This window comes from Planotetraspora phitsanulokensis, assembly GCF_016863295.1.
Taxonomy (GTDB): Bacteria; Actinomycetota; Actinomycetes; order Streptosporangiales; family Streptosporangiaceae; genus Planotetraspora; species Planotetraspora phitsanulokensis.
The window spans coordinates 1-19,056 of sequence record NZ_BOOP01000010.1 but is presented as its reverse complement, the minus strand read 5'-3'; the positions used below and the strand labels follow the sequence as shown (position 1 = coordinate 19,056).

Below are 19,056 nucleotides of genomic sequence, written 5' to 3'. Positions count from 1 at the left end.
TGAACGCACGTGGTCTCCGGATGCGCGTGTCATTTCGAGAAATGGGTGGGAAAAGCAGCTAGCTTGTGCACCTATGGGCAGGCGATGGGTGGGACCTGACGGTTACGAGATCGTGCCCGCGGATCGCTGCGGTCGCCAGGTCCTCCGCATCCGGCGCAGGGGCTGGATCGTCGCCGACTGCCTGTCCGTCGAGGAGGTGGCCCGATTCGTCGATCTGGCCGACCTCTGCGAAGTGATCCCTCATCCGCGTGCGGGAGACTACCTGCGGACGGCCGTCCGTTAGGCCGGTGCGCGAGGCGTAACCCCTCTAGCGTCGGGGAAACAGAGACGCGAGGGGGAACCAATGCGCCTGACCGCCGCACCCACGACGGTGTCGATCTCCAAGACGCGCCGTTTCGCGGCGCTGTGTCTGCTGACCGTCGGCCTGGTCGCGCCGGCTGCGACGTCCTGCGGCTCGCCCGGCTCGGCGACGGGTGCGGACGACGGCACGGAGATCCCGGTGTACGTCCTGAACTTCCACGGCGCGGAGGAGGGCCGGAGCGACCAGCGGCCCGGCGACCTGACGCTGTCGGAGTTCAGCACGCTCAACCAGGTGGTCTGGCAGAGCTGGGGGCCCACCAAGGCCGCCGGCTCGGGGAAGCTGACCGGGACGTGGTGCCTGCCCGGATGCATGGACAGGCCCTACGAGGCCACGGTGACGCTGAGCAACGTGTCGCCGGTCAAGGGCAAGGGCTACTTCACGAAGTACGAGATCACGGCACCTGTGCCGGAGGAGCTGCGGGAGAAGGCCGACCTGACCGGCGCGCTGCCCACCCCCTGAAACAGCCTCCCGGACCCGCCCGGAAAGGACTCGGAGATTGATTTCGCATCGGTCGTCGCGGACGTGTAAGGTTGCACCTGTCCGCAGCGCGAAAGCCCCTGCGGGCGCGCCCCTATAGCTCAGTCGGCAGAGCGTCTCCATGGTAAGGAGAAGGTCAACGGTTCGATTCCGTTTGGGGGCTCTGGCACAAAAGTCCTATCCGATCGCTTTCGGGTGGGGCTTTTGGCTTGGTAGGGGTAGCCTCCCCTGCGGTACCCGATCATGGTCTGCTCGCGCGCGTGCGCAGGTGCCGTACAGGTCGGGTATCCTTGCGTGGCCGGTCCCTGTTTTTCCGGTCAAGGCGGAGTAGCTCAGTCAGGCAGAGCAAGCGGCTCATAATCGCTGTGTCGCCGGTTCAAGTCCGGCCTCCGCTACCACCCCAGCCGGGTCCCCCTCAAAGGTGATCAGGCCGGGGTTGTCCAGTAGTCCCGAACGCAGAAAGGCACTCCCACGTGGCTGCCACCGACGTTAGGCCTAAGATCACGCTGGCCTGCCAGGAGTGCAAGCACCGCAACTACATCACGCGGAAGAACCGGCGTAACGACCCGGATCGGCTTGAGCTGAAGAAGTACTGCCCCAACTGCAAGTGCCACCAGGCGCACCGCGAGACCCGCTAGTCGTTCTCGCGATGTACCGCGAGACCTGCTGGTACTGCGAGTCCGCCGGGCACCCGCGGCGGTCGGCTGGACGGGGTTGAGGCGTCACCGTGCCCTTGGGGCAGGGCGGACGCCACCGGCCGCACCGAGACTCGTTGAGGCGTACAGCCGATCGAGTTGACGGGATCTTCAGCGACACTTCAGGACATCTCCATACATACGACCGGCGGTCTCCTTGCGGGATCGCCGGTTCGTCATGTCCGCACACGCGTACGCCGGTCCTTGTGTCGGCCGACGGATCTCCCGCCCTCCCTCCTCGCTAGGGTTGACTCGGCCGACGGGGGCGGTCAGCCGTCCCACGACAGCGGAACCTTGTTCTGTTAGCGTCGGCCCCGACAGCTCTTCAGCCGCGAAGGAGCCCCACCTCATGGCTTTGAACCGCGATTTCGTCGGGCGGACATTCGAGGCGTCCGCTCCCTACGAGGTCAGCCGTACGAAGATCAGGGAGTTCGCCGCCGCCATCGGCGACGACAACCCGATCTACCGGGACAAGGACGCCGCCGTCGCGGCCGGTCACCCCGACGTGATCGCTCCGCCGACCTTTCCCATCGTGTTCAGCCTCTCCGGCGCCGGCCAGGGGATCTCCGACCCCGGCCTGGGGCTCAACTACGCGATGGTCGTCCACGGTGAGCAGCGCTTCGAGTACCGCCGCCCGATCTACGCCGGCGACGAGCTGGTCTGCACCTCGACCATCACGGAGATCCGCAGCGTCGGCCGCAACGAGTTCCTGACCATCCGCAGCGATGTCACCAGCACCTCGGGCGAGCTCGTGTGCCAGACCTACAACACCATCGTGGAGCGGGGAGGGGCGGCGTAACCATGGCTGCGACGATCAAGTACGACGAGGTCCAGGTGGGCCAGGAGATCCCGGCCGTCGAGTACCAGGTCCGGCGGGTCAACCTCGTCATGTACGCGGGCGCCTCGGGCGACTTCAACCCCATCCACTGGAACGAGCGGCACGCGAAGTCGGTCGGCCTGCCCGACGTCATCGCGCACGGCATGTTCACCATGGCCGAGGGCGGCCGCTTCGTCACGGACTGGGCCGGCGACCCCGGGGCCGTCGTCGACTACGGCGTGCGCTTCTCGTCGATGGTGGTCGTGCCCGACGACGACCAGGGGGCCACCATCACGATCAGCGGGGTCATCGAGGACAAGCTCGAGGACAAGCGCGTCGTGGTCGCGCTCAACGCGCGATCGGGCGACGCCCGGGTGCTGTCCAAGGCGCGGGCCGTCGTTCAGCTGTCCTGAAGTCGATCTTTCGGCCGCCGCCGGCGTTCCCGGGACGACGCGCCCCCGCGAGATCGTAAGCTGGCAGAGCCGTGGGATCGCCTCGGCGTCTCCGCCCGGTCATCACGGCCGGGCGGTTTCCGATATTCCTGAGGAATCCCATGGCTGACCGGCTGGCAGAGGTACGGCTCGGGCCGTACACCACATTGCGGATGGGCGGTCCCGCGCGCGCCTTCATCGAGGCCAGCACGCAGGACGAGCTGGTCGCGATCGTCTCCGAGGCCGACAGGGAAGGCGAGCCGGTTCTGATCCTCGGCGGGGGCAGCAACCTGGTCGTGTCCGACGAGGGGTTCGACGGCCTGGTGGTCCACGTGTCCAGCAAGGGAGTGGACGTCGCGGACACCGGTGACCGGATCGTGGCCACCGTCCAGGCGGGTGAGGACTGGGACGCCTTCGTCGCCCGATGCGTCGCCGAGGGCTGGTCAGGGCTCGAGTGCCTGTCCGGCGTGCCCGGGCTGGTGGGCTCGACGCCGATCCAGAACGTCGGGGCCTACGGGCAGGACGTCTCGCAGACGATCACCGGGGTGCGGGTCTACGACCGGATGACCGGCGAGATCAACGATCTCACCGCGGCGGAGTGCGGGTTCGCCTACCGGCACAGCGCGTTCAAGGACGATCCGGGCCGTCACGTCGTGCTCGCGGTGACGTACGAGCTGGAGCGGTCGGAGCTGTCCGGGCCCGTCGCGTACAAGGAGCTCGCCGACCGGCTGGGTGTGGAGGCCGGGGCCCGGATGCCGCTGGCCGACGTGCGGGGGGTCGTCCTCGGCCTGCGCCGCGGCAAGGGCATGGTCCTCGACCCGGCAGACCCTGACACCCGCAGCGCGGGGTCGTTCTTCACCAACCCGATCCTGAACGCCGCGCAGGCGGCCGAGCTGGAGCTGCGAGCGCCGGGACATCCCCGGTGGGACATGCCCGGCGGATCGGTCAAGGTGCCCGCGGCCTGGCTGATCGAGCACGCCGGCTTCCCCAAGGGCTACGAGCGCGGCGCCGTGCGGATCTCCACCAAGCACACGCTGGCTCTGACCAACCCGTCAGGCGAGGCGAACGCCCAGGACCTGCTCGCCCTGGCACGCGAGGTACGCGACGGCGTCGCGGAGAAGTTCGGCGTGACGCTGGTGAACGAGCCCGTCCTGGTCGGAATCAGCATCTGACCGCCACCCGCGGCAGGGCATTTGACTCCTGCCGCTAAACTCTGACAGAACCATCCGAAGGGGAGTAGTCCACAATCCACTGATCGACACACTGGCCCGAGCCTCCCCGGCTCGAACGGCCCGGTCGTGGAGCCCATGCGGCGGACGAGACTTTCGGCCCGACAGCCATGCTGCCGGGCCGAAGCCATGCCCGGACTCCCCCGGGTGAGGATCGCCGGCCCGGTCGCGCGTGAAGAAAGGCGACCTGTGCAGGCGTTCTGGATCTCTCTACTTGTGATCTTCGTGGCGGAGCTCGGCGACAAGAGCCAGCTCATGGCCATGACCTTTGCGACCCGGTTCAAGCTCTTACCGGTGCTGACGGGCATCACGATCGCCACGGCGCTGGTCCACCTCGTGAGCGTCGGCCTCGGCGGTCTGATCGGCGACAACCTCCCCACCACCGCGATCTCCATCGCGGCGGGCATCGCGTTCCTGGGCTTCGCCGCGTGGACGTTGCGCGGCGACGAGCTCACCGAAGAGGAGCGGAGCAAGGCCGCCAGGGCGCGGCGCACCGCCATCATCGCCGTCGGGATCGCGTTCTTCCTCAGCGAGCTCGGCGACAAGACCATGCTGGCGACCATCACGCTGGCGACGCAGCACGGCTGGTTCGGCACCTGGATCGGCTCCACGGTCGGGATGGTCGCCGCGGACGCCCTCGCGATCGGCGTGGGCCGCGTGCTGGGCAAGCATCTGCCGGAGAAGTGGATCCGGTACGGCGCGGCCGCCGCGTTCGCCGTCTTCGGCGTGATCCTGGTGGCCGAGCCGCTGCTCGCCTGAGTTGTTCGCCTGAGCTGTTCGCCTGAGCTGTCTGCTCGAATCGGGGGTCAGCCCAGCAGGGAGAGGCGGTGCGCGGCCGCCGCCGCCTCGCCCCGGCTGGAGACGCCGAGCTTGGGCAGGATGTTCGATACGTGCACGCTGGCGGTCTTGGCCGAGATGAACAGCTCGGCGGCGATCTCCCGGTTGCTCCGCCCCGCGGCCACGAGCCGCAGGACCTCCAGCTCACGTGGCGTCAGAAGGATCTGCTCGTCGGCGGCCTGCCGTACCGGCTCGGAGAGCAGACCCCCGACGCGGCGGGCCAGGGACTCGATCTGGGTCACCAGGGGAGCGGCGCGGAGGGAGACGGCGAGCGGGTGGGCGACGCGGAGCCGCTCACAGGCGCCGTCCCGGTCGCCGCCGGCGGCGGCGTCGCCCGCGGCATGGAGGAGCGCCTTGCTCTGGGCGTAGGGACGTTTGAGCTGCTTCCACACCTCGGCCGCGGCGTCGAAGTCACCCGCGTAGATCAGCCGGAAGGCGTCGACGACGGGCCCGCTGCTCTTCATGCGGTCCGCCAGCGCGTCGCCCCCCGCACGTACGGCGGCCGTCCGCGTCTGGTCGATGGGCGCGGCCACGTCACAGACGAGCCGGATGGAGGCGAGCAACCGCCAGCCCAGCATGGCCTTCTGCGCCAGAGGCGGGTTCGTCAGCGCCATCTCCGCCATCTCGAGGGCCTTCAGAGGCTCGCCCTGGAGCAGGTGCCAGGCCAGGCGCAGGCGGGTGTTGTAGATCCATTCCTGCGTCCACTGGGCGGGCAGGGGAGCCAGCGCACCCACCTCGGCCAGGATGTTCTGGGCGACGTCTTCCTCGCCCCGCCCGATCGCGATATCCGCCCTGATCCGCAGCAGATGCCAGCGGTTCCTCAGGGACGGGCCCATCTTCATGGCGTGGTCGACGATCTCGATCGCCTCGTCCCAGCGGCCGAGGGACTCCAGTGCCTCCGCCCGATTGTTGGCGATGAACACTCCCTGCTGCCGGTACCTGCCGTACTGCCGTGCGAGCTTCTCGCCCTCGATGGCCAGCGCGACGGCGTCCTCCGAGCGGCCCAGGTTGTCGAGCGCGTCGACGTTGTTGCCGAGCGCGCGGAGTATGACACGGGCCGACTTCAGCCGCGTGCCGATGGCCAGCGCGCGTTCGTTGGTCGCGAACGTCGTCTCGAGATCTCCCGAGATCGAGTGCCCGAGGGCCAGGTTCATCAGCAGGTCGGCCTCCTGGACCTCGTGCCCCCTCTGACGCGCGACCTGCAGCGCCTCCTCGGTGAGCGCGGTCCCCTCGGCGACCTCGTTCATCAACATCAGCTCGGCGCCCAGCCGGGCGAGCACGAAGGTGCGCATGTCGCTTGGACGGGGGACGAGGCGCTCGGCGTGCCGGAGCTCGTCCAGGGCGCCCGGCTTGCCCCTCTGCTGCTTGATGTTGGCCATCCGCACCAGGAGCTCGGCCACCCGCTCCGGTGTCTCCTGCTCGTCGAGCTCGCTCAGCGCGCCCTTGACGAACTTCATGCTGCGATCCATCTCCCCCGAGACGTACGCCGCCTCGGAGGCGCGCTCCAGCACCGTGACGTGGTCGGCGCCGATCCGCTCCGCGGCGTCGGGGACCTTGTTCCACAGGGTCAGCACACGTTCGAGGAGCTGGATCTGCTCGGTGTAGGCGAACGACTTGGCCGCCTTCTTGGCCGCCTCCCACGCGGAGATCAGAGCCCACAGGTCGTCGCGGGCGGAATACCAGTGGTGGGCGATCTCGATCGCGGCCCGGCCGTGGGGCACCAGCCTGCGGTCCCTGTCGATCTCCTCGGCGTACCGCGCGTGCATCCGCGCGTGCTCCCCGGGCAGCAGCTCGTCGTGGACCGCCTCGCGGATCAGGGCGTGCCGGAAGGCGTAGGTCTCGCCGTCCGCCACCTGGAGCACGTTGGCCGCGATGGCGGGGCGCAGCGCGTTCTCGAGGTCGATGTCCGACAGGTCGCTGACCAGCGCGAGCAGCGTGTGGCCCACGCGCATGCCTCCGGCGGCGGCCGTCCGCAGGACCCGTTGCGTCTCCTCGGGAAGCCGCTCGACCGAACCGATGATCAGGTCGTGGAGCGACTCGGGGAACGAGCAGTCGTCATGCTCCAGGAGCGCCTCGACGAAGAGCGGGACGCCGCCGCTGCGGTCGTAGACGTTGTCGACTCTGGCGAACTCGGGCGCGACGCCGAGGATGCCGGCCATCTGCGCGGCGACCTCGTCCTGGGTGAAGCGGGGCAGGTCGACGCGGATGACGCCCTCCACGCGGGCGAGCTCCGCCAGCACGGGACGGAGCGGATGGGTCCGGTGCAGCTCGTCGGACCGGTAGGTCATGACCATGAGGACGGGAGAGGTCCTGAGGTTGCGGCTGAGGAACGCGATGAGGTCACGGCTCGACCGGTCGGCCCAGTGGATGTCCTCGATGAGGAGGACCAGCGGCCGCCGTTCGGCCAGCCGTTCCAGCAGGGTGAGGATCAGCTCGAAGAGCCGGGCCCTCGCGGAGTCGCTCTCCTCGTCGCCGCTGGGCTCGCCGAACTCGGGAAGCAGCCTGGCCAGTTCGCGGGCCGCCCCCTCGGGCAGGAGAGCGGCCACCTCGCCCGCGCTGGACTCACGGACGAGCTGCCGCAGGACCGCGGTGAAGGGGGCGTAGGCCAGACCCTCCGTGGACAGCTCCACGCAGCCCCCGACGAGCACGTGGGCGCCGTCCTGAGCGGCCTGCTCGGCGAACCGGACGGTCAGGCGGGTCTTCCCCACACCGGCCTCGCCGCCGACCAGCACGGCTGACGTCGCCTGCTTACGGGCCTGCTCGAATGCCTCGTTCAGGGTCCCCAGTTCCGCACCCCGCCCGACGAAGACAGGGCTCACCGCACGGCGCGTCATGTCGTTCAGCATTTCATGCCCTCTGCGTTGGCTTCCCCTGATTTATCTGGAGGTGAATGGTTCGCTCGCGGATGTCCCCGTAGGTGTGTTCACGGGGGTACGAAAGCCCGGCCGGGAGGGAGGTGCCGGCCGGGCTTCGGGACGGTTCTCATGAGGTGGTGGTCTTGCCGAACACGCCGCGCCGGCGCTCGCCGCGCTCGTGCGCCTTCCTGGCCGACTTCGCCTGGCGGGCGCGGCGGTGGTTGGCGGCCTCCTCCTGGAGGTCGGCTACCCGGTTGATGATGAGCTGGTACTGAAGCTCGGGACCCATTTCGGTGTCTCCTTGTGTTGCCTCTTCTCTGACAACTCAAGGTTCGGTCTAAGGCCCCCACCGCCACATCGGGCGGATGCCCTATCTCGGGCACTACCTGAGGCGTAGGACGTCTAAGGCGGGCGTACGGCCGCCTTAGACGGGCAGTAGAGATCACTTCGGGCCAGATTTGCCAAAAAACCCAGGGGAGGCTCGGCTGTGGTCAGTTTGGAATCATTCGGACTGGTCGGCGATGCTGGTGCGGTGTCAACTACGACTGCTCCGCTCGCGGAGGTCGCCGCTTCCAACTCGACGCTGCGGGCGTTCCTGCACGGCCTACCCGGTGTGGACCGGGTGGGCGCGGACGCCCGGGCCGCGATGCTGAGCACGCGATCCATCAAGACCACGGCCAAGAAGCAGGCCATCGACCTCGCCATCAGGATGGTAGACCTCACGACGCTCGAGGGTGCGGACACCCCGGGCAAGGTGAAGGCGATGTGCGCCAAGGCGGTTCACCCCGACCCGACCGACTCCTCCGTCCCCTCGGTGGCGGCGGTCTGCGTGTATCCCGACCTGGTCGCGACGGCCGTACAGGCTCTCGGCGGTTCGGGGGTGAAGGTCGCCTCGGTCGCCACGGCGTTCCCGAGCGGCCGGTCGTCGCTGGACGTCAAGGTCGCCGACACCGCGCTCGCGGTCGCGGCCGGCGCGTCCGAGATCGACATGGTGATCGACCGCGGCGCGTTCCTCGCGGGCGACTACCTCACGGTCTTCGAGCAGATCGCGGCCGTCAAGGCCGCCTGCGGCAGCGCGCACCTGAAGGTCATCCTGGAGACCGGCGAGCTGTCGACGTACGACAACGTGCGCAGGGCGTCCTGGCTCGCGATGATCGCGGGGGCCGACTTCATCAAGACCTCGACGGGCAAGGTGTCGCCGGCCGCGACCCTGCCGGTCACGCTCGTCATGCTGGAGGCCGTCCGCGACTTCCTCCGTACGGCGGGCAGGAAGGTCGGCGTGAAGCCCGCGGGCGGCATCCGGACCACCAAGGACGCGATCAAGTATCTGGTGCTGGTCAACGAGACCGCCGGCCCGGACTGGCTCGATCCCGACTGGTTCAGGCTCGGCGCCTCGTCGCTCCTCAACGACCTGCTCATGCAGCGCCAGAAGATGGCCACCGGCCGGTACGCCGGGCCCGACTACTTCACCCTGGACTAAGGCGGCCGTCCCATGTTCGAGTACGCACCCGCGCCAGAGTCGCGGGACATCGTCGACATCAAGCCGTCGTACGGCCTGTTCATCAACGGCGAGTGGGTCGAGCCCCTCGGCGAGGGGCGGGACAAGACGGTCAACCCGGCCAGCGAGGAGGTGCTCGCGGAGGTCGCCGTGGCGGGGGAGGCCGACGTCGACCGCGCGGTCCAGGCCGCACGCAAGGCCTTCACCGTGTGGTCGGCCATGCCGGGCTCCGAGCGGGCCAAGTACATCTTCCGCATCGCCAGGATCATCCAGGAGCGGGCCCGCGAGCTCGCCGTCCTGGAGTCCCTCGACAACGGCAAGCCGATCCGCGAGTCGCGTGACGTGGACCTGCCGCTGGTCGCGGCCCACTTCTTCTACTACGCCGGGTGGGCGGACAAGCTGTCCTACGCCGGGTTCGGCCCCTCGCCTCAGCCGCTCGGCGTGGCGGGGCAGGTCATCCCGTGGAACTTCCCGCTGCTCATGCTGGCGTGGAAGGTCGCGCCCGCGCTCGCGTGCGGCAACACGGTCGTCCTCAAGCCCGCCGAGACCACGCCCCTCACGGCGCTGGCCTTCGCGGAGATCTGCCGGCAGGCCGACCTGCCTCCCGGCGTGGTGAACATCGTGACGGGCGCGGGTTCGACGGGCGCGGCGGTTGTCGCCCACCCCGACGTCGACAAGGTGGCCTTCACCGGCTCGACGGAGGTCGGCCGCCTGATCGCGCGATCGGTCGCCGGGTCGCGCAAGAAGGTCACACTGGAGCTCGGCGGCAAGGCCGCGAACATCGTCTTCGAGGACGCGGCGCTGGACCAGGCGGTCGAGGGCATCGTCAACGGGATCTTCTTCAACCAGGGTCACGTCTGCTGCGCGGGCTCGCGCCTGCTGGTTCAGGAGTCGGTCGCCGAGGAGTTGCTCGACGCGCTCAAGCGGCGGCTGTCCACGCTCAGGCTCGGCGACCCGCTGGACAAGAACACCGACATCGGCGCGATCAACTCGGCCGCCCAGCTCGCCAAGATCCGGGAGCTGTCGGACGCCGGCGAGGCCGAGGGGGCCGAGCGGTGGTCGCCGGCGTGCCCGATCCCCGACAAGGGCTTCTGGTTCCCGCCGACCGTCTTCACCGGGGTCGCCCAGTCGCACCGCATCGCCCGGGAGGAGATCTTCGGCCCGGTGCTGTCCGTGCTGACGTTCCGTACCCCGGCCGAGGCGGTCGAGAAGGCCAACAACACGCCGTACGGCCTGTCGGCCGGCGTCTGGACCGAGAAGGGATCGCTGATGTTGTGGATGGCGTCCCGGCTCCGGGCCGGCGTCGTCTGGTCCAACACGTTCAACAAGTTCGACCCCACGTCGCCGTTCGGCGGCTACAAGGAGTCCGGCTACGGCCGCGAGGGCGGGCGTCACGGTCTGGAGGCCTACCTTGCGGTGTGACGACTTGTGTGACGACCGCCGGCGCCGCCGTCTCGTGCGCCGCATGAACGCGGGCGCGGGTGAGGGCTACTCCCGTGCGCTCCGTTCCTCCCGCTTCGCCGTACGGCATGGCTGGTTCGCTCACCGGGGCGGCGTATGCCGATGCGGCCAGACCTACCAGCCGGCCCGTCCACTCCAGATTGGATCCTTCGATGAGTGAGCGCCTGGCCGTGCGCAAGACGTACAAGCTGTTCATCGGTGGCGCTTTCCCCCGGTCGGAAAGCGGAAGGTCGTATGTCGTGAACTCCTCGAAGGGCGAGTTCCTGGCGAACGCGTCCAAGGCATCTCGTAAGGACGCCAGGGAGGCGGTGGCCGCCGCGCGGAAGGCCTTCCCCGGCTGGTCGGCCGCGACCGCGTACAACCGCGGCCAGATCCTCTATCGCGTCGCGGAGATGCTGGAGGGACGTCGCAGCCAGTTCGTGGCCGAGCTCGTCGACGCCGACGGCGTGGGCGTGCGCAAGGCAGGCGAGCTGGTGGACGCCGCCGTGGACAGGCTCGTGTGGTACGCGGGCTGGTCGGACAAGATCGGCGCGATCCGCGGATCGGCCAACCCGGTCGCCGGGCCGTACTTCAACCTGTCCAGCACCGAGCCGACCGGTGTGGTCGCCGTCGTGGCCCCCGAGGCCGGGCCGCTGCTCGGGCTGGTCAGCGTGATCGCACCGGTGATCGTCACGGGCAACACCTGTGTGGTGGTCGCGTCGGAGCGGGCGCCGCTGCCGTCGATCACGCTGGCCGAGGTGCTGGCCACGTCGGACCTGCCTGGAGGGGTGGTCAACATCCTCACGGGCTCGGCAGCCGAGATCGCGCCCTGGCTGGCGGGACACATGGACGTCAACGCCATCGACCTGACCGGCGCCGACGCGGAGTTGGCGGTCACGTGTGAGGAGGCGGCGGCGGAGAACCTCAAGCGCGTCCTGCGCCCGCCGTCCGCCAAGGTCGACTGGCTGGCCGACCCCGGTACCGAGCGAATGACGGCCTTCCTTGAGACGAAGACCGTCTGGCACCCGATCGGCACCTGATGACGCTTGTGGCGTGATCATGCACAGGTTCGGGGGTCGGTGTGTCGACCGGCCCCACCCCTGTGCATGATCACGGCACCTGGGGGTGGGAGTCAGCCGCGGAAGATCAGCTCGGCTACGGTGACGCGGTAGTGGTACCGGGTTCTGACGCCCATGACCATCGTCAGCCACATGTCCTCATTGATCCGGTAGACGGCCCTCTCCTGCGGAAGCGCAGGGTGTTTGGGCGAGTGCGCCATCGCGAGCTCGTGGGCGATCGCCCGGGCCTCTTCGCGCTCACCCTCGACCTCGTAGATGTCGGAGATCCGCCACTCCTTGTGGTCGGCGCCGCCGATGTTCTCCTCGATGAGGACACGCCACTGGCTCATGCGTGTGATCATGCCTGGTTCGTACGGTTCTCACACGCGGACGCCCGGGCGTCACGCGTTCCGGAGTGAGAGGAGCAGCTCCGCGTTCGAGCCGGTGCCCTTCAGCGTCGCGAGGAACGGCTCGACCGTGCCCTGGTCGTGCAGCGCCCTCCGCAACTTCCACAGGAGGGGCAGCTCGGCCGGGTCGACCAGGAGTTCCTCCCGGCGGGTGCCCGACCCGGTGACGTCGACGGCGGGGAAGACCCGCTTCTCGGACAGGCTCCGGCTGAGCCGCAGCTCCATGTTGCCGGTGCTCTTGAACTCCTCGAAGAGGTTGTCGTCCATCTTCGAGCCGGTCTCGACCAGGGCGGCCGCCAGGATGGTGAGCGAGCCCGCGCCCTGAAGGTTGCGCGCGGCCCCCAGTACGCGCTTGGGCGGGTGGACGGCCCGGACGTCGATGCCGCCGGTCAGGATGCGCCCGCCGCTGGGCGCCGTCATGTTGTACGCCCGGCCGAGCCGGGTGATCGAGTCGATGAGCATGACGACGTCGTGCCCCAGCTCGACGAGCCGCTTGGCCCGCTCGACCGCGAGCTCGGTGACGGCGATGTGGTCTGTCGCGGGACGGTCGAAGGTGGAGGCGATGACCTCCGCCTGGACGGACTCCCGCATGTCCGTGACCTCCTCGGGCCGCTCGTCGACGAGGACGATCATGAGGTGGCACTCGGGGTGGTTGGTGGTGATCGCGTTCGCGACCGCCTGGAGGAGCATGGTCTTGCCGGCCTTCGGCGGGGCGACGATCAGGCCGCGTTGTCCCTTGCCGATCGGTGCCAGCAGGTCGATGACGCGGGTGGCGAGGACGGCGGGGCCGGTTTCGAGACGGAGCCGCTCGGTGGGGTGAATGGGGACCAGGTCGGCGAAGTCCGGCCGCGGTGCGCCGGGCGGCAGGCCGTTCACCGTCTCGACGCTGATCAGCCTGCCGTTCTGGGCGGTGCCGTCGACGACGTCTCCGGTGCGGAGCCCGTGGTCGCGGACCAGCGCGGGCGGTACGGAGACGTCCTTCGGCCCGGGGAGGTAGCCGCCGCCGCGGATGACGGCGTTCTTGGCGGCGCCGTCGAACAGGCCGCTGACGGTCGTGGGTTCGGCGGCGGGTCGCGGCGCACGGGCCGCCCCGTTCACGCCGGAGGTCTTGGCCGCGGTCCTGGATCCGTTCCTGGATCTGGTTCTGTGCGCGGTCCGCGGGATGGTGTCTGTAGTCGTCATGGTGGATTCCTTGTCTCGGGGGGTTCGTGCGGATGGCGCTCGAATCGGTCCGGAGCTTGAGTCCGTCCGTCGGTGGGCGCTCACCCGTAGCGGGCGATGGCATCCGCGGCTCTGGGACGTGGTCGGCGTCGCCGTACGGCGGAGGACGCCGGCGGCATGCCGCGCCCGCCCTCTCGTGCATGATCACGCAAGGAGAAACGGCAGGTCACACGAGGAACAGAAGAACTTGCGCATGATCACGATGTGGGAAAGCGCAGGTCGACCCGTATGATCGCGAACTTCTGCATGATCACGCCCGAGGGGCGGGGTGGTGAAGAGAAAAACCAGGTGCATGTGCCTGAGATCAGGCCAGAACCATGCGACCTATGGTCAAGATAACACGGCATTCGGTCCGGGGATTCCCGGGCCGCGCCGTCGAATTCGGGTCAGCGGGCCTGGAGGGCGTCCAGGGCGACGGCCATCGCGATGATCAGACGCCGGTCGATGCGCGGGTCGTGGATCTCGATGAGGTACCGGTCGCGCAGCCCCCACTGGCGGTTCACCGAGAAGACGATCGAGGCGCCGACGCTGAAGTCGAAGTGGTACGGCAACCATGACAGGGAGTCGGCGAACCGGCGCAGCAGAGCCACGACGAGGCGACGCTCCTGGCCGGTCATCGTCGGCAGGCCGTGCTGCTGGACGTGCCACGTCGAGCGCAGCAGCGACTTGGCGAAGTCCTTCCGGAACGAGCCGATCTCCGCTCCGGTGCCGTCGGTGACGTCGTACTCACCGGCGAGGTCCATGACCTTGCGGGCCTTGAATCCGGCGAGCGCCTGCTGCCGCGACTCGTCCGTGAACAGGGTGACCTGCTCCTTGAGCGCCATCCGCTTCTGCTCGGCGAACGCCACGATCGGACCTTCGGACCCGTCGGGCTCGGCGACGTGGACGACGTACCTGTTCACCATCATGGTGATCTTCTGACGCAGGATGAGCCGACTCTGCGCCTGGAGTTGTGAAATATCCATGTGATCTCCAAAGACGGTGTGACCACACCCTATACGCGCTAAGCAAAAGGTAGATCGCCGGTGAGATAACGCTGGACGGCCGGGGCGACGCAGGCCACGAGTTGCTCGCTGTCGAGCGAGGCGACCGGTCCGATGTTCAGTACATAGCGGGTGAAGGCGATTCCGATCAGATGGGATCCGGCGAGGATTCCCCGGGTCTCCGCCCGGTCGACCCCGAGTTGTTTGGCGAGCGGCTGAAGCACCTCGCTGGTGATGAACTCCTTGAGCATCACGGCCGCCGCCGGGGAGGACGCCGCCGAGCCCACGACGGCCCGCAACTTGGGGCCGTGCTCCGGGCTCTCCCAGAGTGAGAGATAACGGCGCACCAGCCGCTCGCCGACCCCCTCGATGTCGCCCTCCATGACCTCGCCCAGCTCGCGCAGGGGCAGGCCGCTCGCCCTGATGGCGGCGTCGAACAGCCCGTCCTTGTTGCCGAAGAAGTGCATGACCAGCGCCGGGTCGACGCCGGCCGTACGCGCGACCGCCCGGATCGTCGTCGCGGCGTAACCGCCTTCGGTGAAGGCCTCGACCGCCGCGTCGAGGATCGCCTCCCGCGTCTGGGGCGATCCGGGACGCCGTCCGCTCTTGCTTTCCATGGGGGCTATTCAACCACGTTGAATTCATCTATGTTGAAGTCAACGCTGTTGAAGTCAACACATGGAGAATTACGATGCGCAAGCTGATCGCGATCGTCGGAGCGGTCACGGTCCTGGGGATGGTCTTCGCGGCCTCGTTCCTGGGCGCGCTCCACCAGCCCGAACCCCATGACGTGCCCATAGCGGTCGTCGGGCCGTCCCAGGCGGCGGCAGGGATCGACGCCGTCCTCGACGCCAAGGCACCCGGAGCCTTCACCCTCACGCCGTACGCCGACGAAGGCTCCGCGAGGAACGCCCTCGCGGACCGGGAGGTCGACGCCGTCCTGATCCCGGACGCGGGCAGGCTCGTGGTCGCCAGTGCCGGCGGCCGGACCGGCTCGACCGTCATCACGCAGGTATTCCAGGCCGCCGCGCAGGCCCAGGGCCGTCCGCTCGCCGTGGAGGACGCCATCCCCCTCCCGCCTGGCGACGCGGGCGGCATCTCGGGGATGTTCTACGTGCTCGCCCTGGTGATTCCGGGCATCGCCGTCGCCGTGCTGACGTTCCGGGTCGCCCCCGGGCTCGGCCTCGCCGGCCGCCTCGGTCTGCTCGCCGTGGCCGCTCTTGTCGTCGGTACGGCGAACGCCTGGTTGTCCGACGTGGTGTTCGGTGCTCTGCCGGGCCGGTTCGCGGGCCTGGTGGCGGTGTCGGCCGGGGTCACGCTGGCCATCGGCCTGGTGTCCTCAGGACTCATGCGGATCGCCGGCGCTCCCGGAGTCGGGCTGGCGGCGCTGCTGTTCATCCCGATCGGCCTGCCCGCGAGCGGCGGCCCGCTCGGTGCCCGCTTCATCCCGGAGTGGTACGCCGCAGTGGGCCAGGTCCTGCCGGTGGGCCAGGCCGCGGAAGCCGTCAAGAACGTCGTGCACTTCGACGGCGCGGCGCTCGCGACGCCGCTGTTCGTGCTCGGGGGCTGGGCCCTGCTCGGTCTCGTGCTGCTGGTCGTGCCGCGCCGGCGCACGGAGACCGCCGCGCGGCCGGTGCTGGTGGGGTGACACTCTTCCCCGGGCCCGGCCGTTGGGAGAGTTGCGTCACCTTGTGGTCTCGCCAGGAATACAGCCGCGATCCCGATGGCTCTTCGCTGGTGAGGGGTCCGTTCCGGCTTGCCGGAACTCGGAAATCTCGGGCGGGGCAACTGCCGCTGATCCGGCATCGCCCCGCCGTCGCGTGAGAGCGACGATGCATCGGTACGCACACGATGCGGCCGTCGCTCACGCGGGCCGTATAGGAAAGAAGAAGTGGTGGACATGCCTCGTTGGGTGAGATGGGCACTGGGCGGCGTCGCAGCCGGTCTGGTGGTGTCCGTCGTCAAGAGCGGGTTACCCGACCCCGATGAGGTCTGGCATTCGATGTCGGGACTCAACGCCGGCTGGCTGAGCGTGGCCGTGCTGGCGCAGATCCTGTCGATGGGAACCTTCGCCCGGCTGATCCGCCGTCTGCTCATACTCGGCGGAGCGCACCTGACGGTCTCACGGGCCGTCGCGCTGACCTACGCGCGCAACGCCGTGTCCAACTCGCTCCCGGCGGGCCAGGTCGTCGGCATCGCCTACGCCACCCGACAGTTCGCGCGGCTGGGCGCGGCCAAGCCGCTCATCGCCGCCACGTTGGTGCTCAGCGGCGTGTACTCGACCGCGGCCTTCGTCGTGCTCGGGGCGGTGGCCGTGCTGGGTGAGCCGTCCATCCGCCCGGCGGGCCTGACCGCGGTGGCACTCGTGCTCGTGCTCGTCGGGACGCTCTCGCTGTTTCGGCCCCGCGCGTTCGGCGAGTGGCTGAGGCGCCGTTTCCCCAAGGCGACGGACCAGTTGCGCGCCGCACGGCGCGCGGTCACGGTGGCGGGCCGCGACCGGCTGATGCTGGCCGGGCTCGCGCTGGCCAACTGGCTGCTCGACGTGGCATGCCTGGCCGCTGTGTGCGAGGCGGCCGGCGTGCACATCGGCCCGCACACGGTGTTGCTCGGATACGTCGCCGCCAAGGCGGCCGCGGTGCTCCTCCTGATCCCCGGCGGCCTGGGAATCGCGGAGATCGGGCTGGCCGCCACGCTGATCAGCGGTGGTGTCACGGCCGGCACGGCGGCGGCCGTGGTGCTGCTGTACCGGCTCATCTCCTACTGGGGCGTCCTCGTGGCCGGCTGGGCCGCGTGGCTGCTGCTTCTCGACGGTCTGCGTGCCCGGCTCAAGGCCGGTGGGCACTGGTTCTGGGACGCGTTCGTCCGCTGGTCGGTCTCGCTGAGCCCGTGCATGCCGTACGCCTCCCGGGACCTCACGCGTTGATGTCGCGTGTCGAGCGTCTGGGGACCCGTGGGTGAGGGTGGGTCAGGGTTTTATCAGGGTTCTCGGTGGAACAGGTGTCCGACGCCGGTTCGTTGAACCGGCGACGAAAGGGGTCACCGATGTACCGGTCCAGAGAACACAAGATCATCGCGGGCGTGTGCGGTGGCATCGCGGAGCGTTTCGGGATGCCGCCCACCTTGGTCAGGCTGCTCTTCCTGCTCTCCTGTGTGCTGCCGGGTCCGCAGTTCGTCATCTACCTCATCATGTGGGTCGCCGTCCCGAAGGCTCCCGAAAGGCACTATCAGTACTGAGCGGAGCGCCGGTTCCCCAGGGGCGCGGGGCCCCGCCGCGGCATGCCGTACCGGCGCTTATGCTCGCAGGTGGAAAGGTGACGTGACGATGCGCGAACGACCTCTGGCACTGATCAAGGACGACCTCGTCGACTACGAGAAGGCCATGGAACGCATGGACGCCCTGGTCGAGGAGCGGCAGAACGACGAGCGGCCGGACACAATCTGGCTGCTCAGCCATCCTGCGGTCTTCACGGTCACGAAACGGACCCTCCAGTCGCACCTCCCGGATCCGTCGTTCGGCATCCCCGTCGTCCAGACAGGCAGGGGTGGCCAGCTCACCTATCACGGTCCCGGCCAGCTCGTCGGATACCTGATCGTCAAGCTGCGCACGGGCGAGGGCGTCGTCGACTACATCCGTGAGGTGGAGTTGCGGCTGGTCGAGGCGCTTGGGACGCTCGGCGTCCCGGCGGAGCGCCGGGACACCCCGCCCGGTTCGGAACTGCTCACCGGCGTCTGGACCAAGGACACCGTACGCAAGATCGTTTCAGTGGGGATGCGGGCGAGCCGTTCGGTGACCAGCCACGGCTTCGCCCTCAACGTCGACGGCGATCTGAGCCCATGGGAGCTCGCGATCCCCTGCGGGATGCCCGACGTGGACATGACGTCCGTCGCCCGAGAGGTCGGGGAGACGTCCATGGACGAGGCGCGTCTCGCCGTCGCCCGGGCGTTCGAAGCCTCCTGAGCCGTCAGCGGGGGTTTTCGGACCTGTGGTCGCTGTGCATCATGGGTCCGTGGATCTGAATTACTACGACACGCTCATAACGGTCGCCGACGACTGCCCTGTCGACGGCGCCGTGGTGCCCGCTCTGCGGGGCGGCAAGCAGACGGCCGCCGTGATCCAGTTCGACATGATCTCCGCTGATCCCGGCGGCCTGACGCAGGAAGACGTCCTGTTCGAGACGTGGCTGCGGCGGCAGGAATCGGATGCGCCCTCGGAGTCCGAGCGCGCGGAGTTGCGTGCGCGCTTCTTCTCCAGGTCCCAGGCCTGTCTGCGGGCCTCGCCCCTGCCCAAGAAGTACGGCTGGGGCCTGCGCTTCGACGCCGCCGGCCGGGTGACGCTGTGCCCGAAGGGTTCGGCGGAGTACGAGCAGATCATCGCCGGTGAGGTGCCGGGCGTGACCGTCCTCAAGGCGATGCGGTCCAAGCGCGCTTAGGTCGTCGTATTTCGGCACGCTGCTCGGGTGGGGCGTGCCGGCATGGCGGGTGGTCTCGGCCGTGCGGCGCATTTCGGAAATATGTTGATTTAATTCGGGCGCGATTTGGCGTCCGGTATTTCAGTTGGCCGGATTTGTTATTTTCGCGACCTTTGGTGTTGTGTCGCGTTCAAGTGAGTTGCTGCAGGTCGGGATGATCTGAGGTGGCTCGCGACAGCCGGACAATTATTGATATCTCGCCTATTCCTGTGCTTGCTAGATTCGAGCATATCGAAATTACTCGCCGATTACTCGCTGGTATTAGTTGTCCCGACGCT

20 protein-coding genes, 2 tRNA genes and 1 pseudogene are annotated in these 19,056 nt (G+C 68.7%); 17 read left to right on the top strand and 6 right to left on the bottom strand.

Going from position 1 to position 19,056, the window contains the following annotated elements; all coding sequences use genetic code 11:
* Positions 1 to 73 precede the first annotated feature (73 nt).
* From Pph01_RS13950 to Pph01_RS13910, 9 genes are all read left to right on the top strand, one after another.
* Entirely contained in the window at positions 74 to 283 is a 210-nt protein-coding gene (locus tag Pph01_RS13950) for a transposase (RefSeq protein ID WP_204073504.1), read from the top strand.
* 60 nt (positions 284 to 343) lie between these two features.
* Positions 344 to 820, top strand: coding sequence for a hypothetical protein (locus tag Pph01_RS13945; protein WP_204073503.1), 477 nt, complete (start codon positions 344 to 346; stop codon positions 818 to 820).
* A 108-nt stretch (positions 821 to 928) separates the two neighbouring features.
* Positions 929 to 1,001: transfer RNA gene (locus Pph01_RS13940), tRNA-Thr, on the top strand.
* Positions 1,002 to 1,159: 158 nt separating this feature from the next.
* A tRNA-Met gene (locus Pph01_RS13935) sits at positions 1,160 to 1,236 on the top strand.
* 75 nt (positions 1,237 to 1,311) lie between these two features.
* A complete protein-coding gene (gene rpmG / locus Pph01_RS13930) occupies positions 1,312 to 1,476 on the top strand; it encodes a 50S ribosomal protein L33 (RefSeq protein WP_203881979.1) in 165 nt (54 codons plus the stop codon).
* 406 nt (positions 1,477 to 1,882) lie between these two features.
* Positions 1,883 to 2,332, top strand: coding sequence for a MaoC family dehydratase N-terminal domain-containing protein (locus Pph01_RS13925; protein WP_204073502.1), 450 nt, complete (start codon positions 1,883 to 1,885; stop codon positions 2,330 to 2,332).
* Positions 2,333 to 2,334: 2 nt separating this feature from the next.
* Positions 2,335 to 2,763 carry a MaoC family dehydratase gene (locus Pph01_RS13920; RefSeq protein ID WP_203958578.1) on the top strand — a complete coding sequence of 143 codons (429 nt, stop codon included), beginning with the start codon at positions 2,335 to 2,337 and terminating at the stop codon, positions 2,761 to 2,763.
* Between the two features lie 140 nt (positions 2,764 to 2,903).
* The gene (locus Pph01_RS13915; RefSeq protein ID WP_204073501.1) at positions 2,904 to 3,953 is read left to right on the top strand and encodes a UDP-N-acetylmuramate dehydrogenase; all 1,050 of its coding nucleotides are present in this window, start codon (positions 2,904 to 2,906) and stop codon (positions 3,951 to 3,953) included.
* 246 nt (positions 3,954 to 4,199) lie between these two features.
* Positions 4,200 to 4,769: a TMEM165/GDT1 family protein gene (locus Pph01_RS13910; protein ID WP_204073500.1), complete on the top strand. Its 570-nt coding sequence runs from the start codon at positions 4,200 to 4,202 to the stop codon at positions 4,767 to 4,769.
* A gap of 47 nt (positions 4,770 to 4,816) precedes the next feature.
* Here Pph01_RS13910 and Pph01_RS43310 read toward each other — a convergent pair whose 3' ends face one another.
* Positions 4,817 to 7,681, bottom strand: coding sequence for an ATP-binding protein (locus tag Pph01_RS43310; protein ID WP_275412830.1), 2,865 nt, complete (start codon positions 7,679 to 7,681; stop codon positions 4,817 to 4,819).
* A gap of 148 nt (positions 7,682 to 7,829) precedes the next feature.
* Complete coding sequence (locus tag Pph01_RS13900; protein ID WP_204073498.1) at positions 7,830 to 7,991, bottom strand: hypothetical protein; 162 nt, start codon at positions 7,989 to 7,991, stop codon at positions 7,830 to 7,832.
* 243 nt (positions 7,992 to 8,234) lie between these two features.
* On the opposite strand from Pph01_RS13900, the gene deoC reads away from it, so the two are divergent.
* The 3 genes from deoC (at position 8,235) to Pph01_RS13885 (ending at position 11,680) form a co-directional block, all read left to right on the top strand.
* Entirely contained in the window at positions 8,235 to 9,182 is a 948-nt protein-coding gene (gene deoC / locus Pph01_RS13895) for a deoxyribose-phosphate aldolase (RefSeq protein WP_204073497.1), read from the top strand.
* A 12-nt stretch (positions 9,183 to 9,194) separates the two neighbouring features.
* Complete coding sequence (locus tag Pph01_RS13890; RefSeq protein ID WP_204073496.1) at positions 9,195 to 10,622, top strand: aldehyde dehydrogenase family protein; 1,428 nt, start codon at positions 9,195 to 9,197, stop codon at positions 10,620 to 10,622.
* 191 nt (positions 10,623 to 10,813) lie between these two features.
* The gene (locus Pph01_RS13885) at positions 10,814 to 11,680 is read left to right on the top strand and encodes an aldehyde dehydrogenase family protein (RefSeq protein ID WP_204073495.1); all 867 of its coding nucleotides are present in this window, start codon (positions 10,814 to 10,816) and stop codon (positions 11,678 to 11,680) included.
* A gap of 92 nt (positions 11,681 to 11,772) precedes the next feature.
* On the opposite strand, the gene Pph01_RS13880 is transcribed toward Pph01_RS13885, so the two are convergent.
* The 4 genes and pseudogenes from Pph01_RS13880 to Pph01_RS13865 form a co-directional block, all read right to left on the bottom strand.
* On the bottom strand, positions 11,773 to 12,048 hold the full coding sequence (locus Pph01_RS13880; RefSeq protein WP_204073494.1) for a hypothetical protein: 276 nt from the start codon (positions 12,046 to 12,048) through the stop codon (positions 11,773 to 11,775).
* A 51-nt stretch (positions 12,049 to 12,099) separates the two neighbouring features.
* Positions 12,100 to 13,155 (bottom strand): annotated as a pseudogene (gene rho / locus Pph01_RS13875) (transcription termination factor Rho); the annotation flags it as partial.
* A 557-nt stretch (positions 13,156 to 13,712) separates the two neighbouring features.
* Complete coding sequence (locus Pph01_RS13870) at positions 13,713 to 14,291, bottom strand: LURP-one-related family protein (RefSeq protein WP_204073492.1); 579 nt, start codon at positions 14,289 to 14,291, stop codon at positions 13,713 to 13,715.
* A gap of 38 nt (positions 14,292 to 14,329) precedes the next feature.
* On the bottom strand, positions 14,330 to 14,926 hold the full coding sequence (locus Pph01_RS13865) for a TetR/AcrR family transcriptional regulator (RefSeq protein ID WP_204073491.1): 597 nt from the start codon (positions 14,924 to 14,926) through the stop codon (positions 14,330 to 14,332).
* Positions 14,927 to 15,000: 74 nt separating this feature from the next.
* Here Pph01_RS13865 and Pph01_RS13860 point away from each other — a divergent pair, with 74 nt between their 5' ends.
* From Pph01_RS13860 to Pph01_RS13840, 5 genes are all read left to right on the top strand, one after another.
* The gene (locus Pph01_RS13860; protein ID WP_204073490.1) at positions 15,001 to 15,957 is read left to right on the top strand and encodes a hypothetical protein; all 957 of its coding nucleotides are present in this window, start codon (positions 15,001 to 15,003) and stop codon (positions 15,955 to 15,957) included.
* Positions 15,958 to 16,209: 252 nt separating this feature from the next.
* Entirely contained in the window at positions 16,210 to 17,232 is a 1,023-nt protein-coding gene (locus Pph01_RS13855; RefSeq protein WP_239116684.1) for a lysylphosphatidylglycerol synthase transmembrane domain-containing protein, read from the top strand.
* Between the two features lie 119 nt (positions 17,233 to 17,351).
* Positions 17,352 to 17,543 (top strand): PspC domain-containing protein, encoded by a 192-nt coding sequence (locus Pph01_RS13850; RefSeq protein ID WP_204073488.1) that lies wholly within the window; start codon positions 17,352 to 17,354, stop codon positions 17,541 to 17,543.
* A gap of 88 nt (positions 17,544 to 17,631) precedes the next feature.
* A complete protein-coding gene (gene lipB / locus Pph01_RS13845) occupies positions 17,632 to 18,267 on the top strand; it encodes a lipoyl(octanoyl) transferase LipB (RefSeq protein ID WP_204073487.1) in 636 nt (211 codons plus the stop codon).
* A gap of 49 nt (positions 18,268 to 18,316) precedes the next feature.
* The gene (locus Pph01_RS13840; RefSeq protein ID WP_204073486.1) at positions 18,317 to 18,739 is read left to right on the top strand and encodes a DUF6157 family protein; all 423 of its coding nucleotides are present in this window, start codon (positions 18,317 to 18,319) and stop codon (positions 18,737 to 18,739) included.
* Positions 18,740 to 19,056 lie beyond the last annotated feature (317 nt).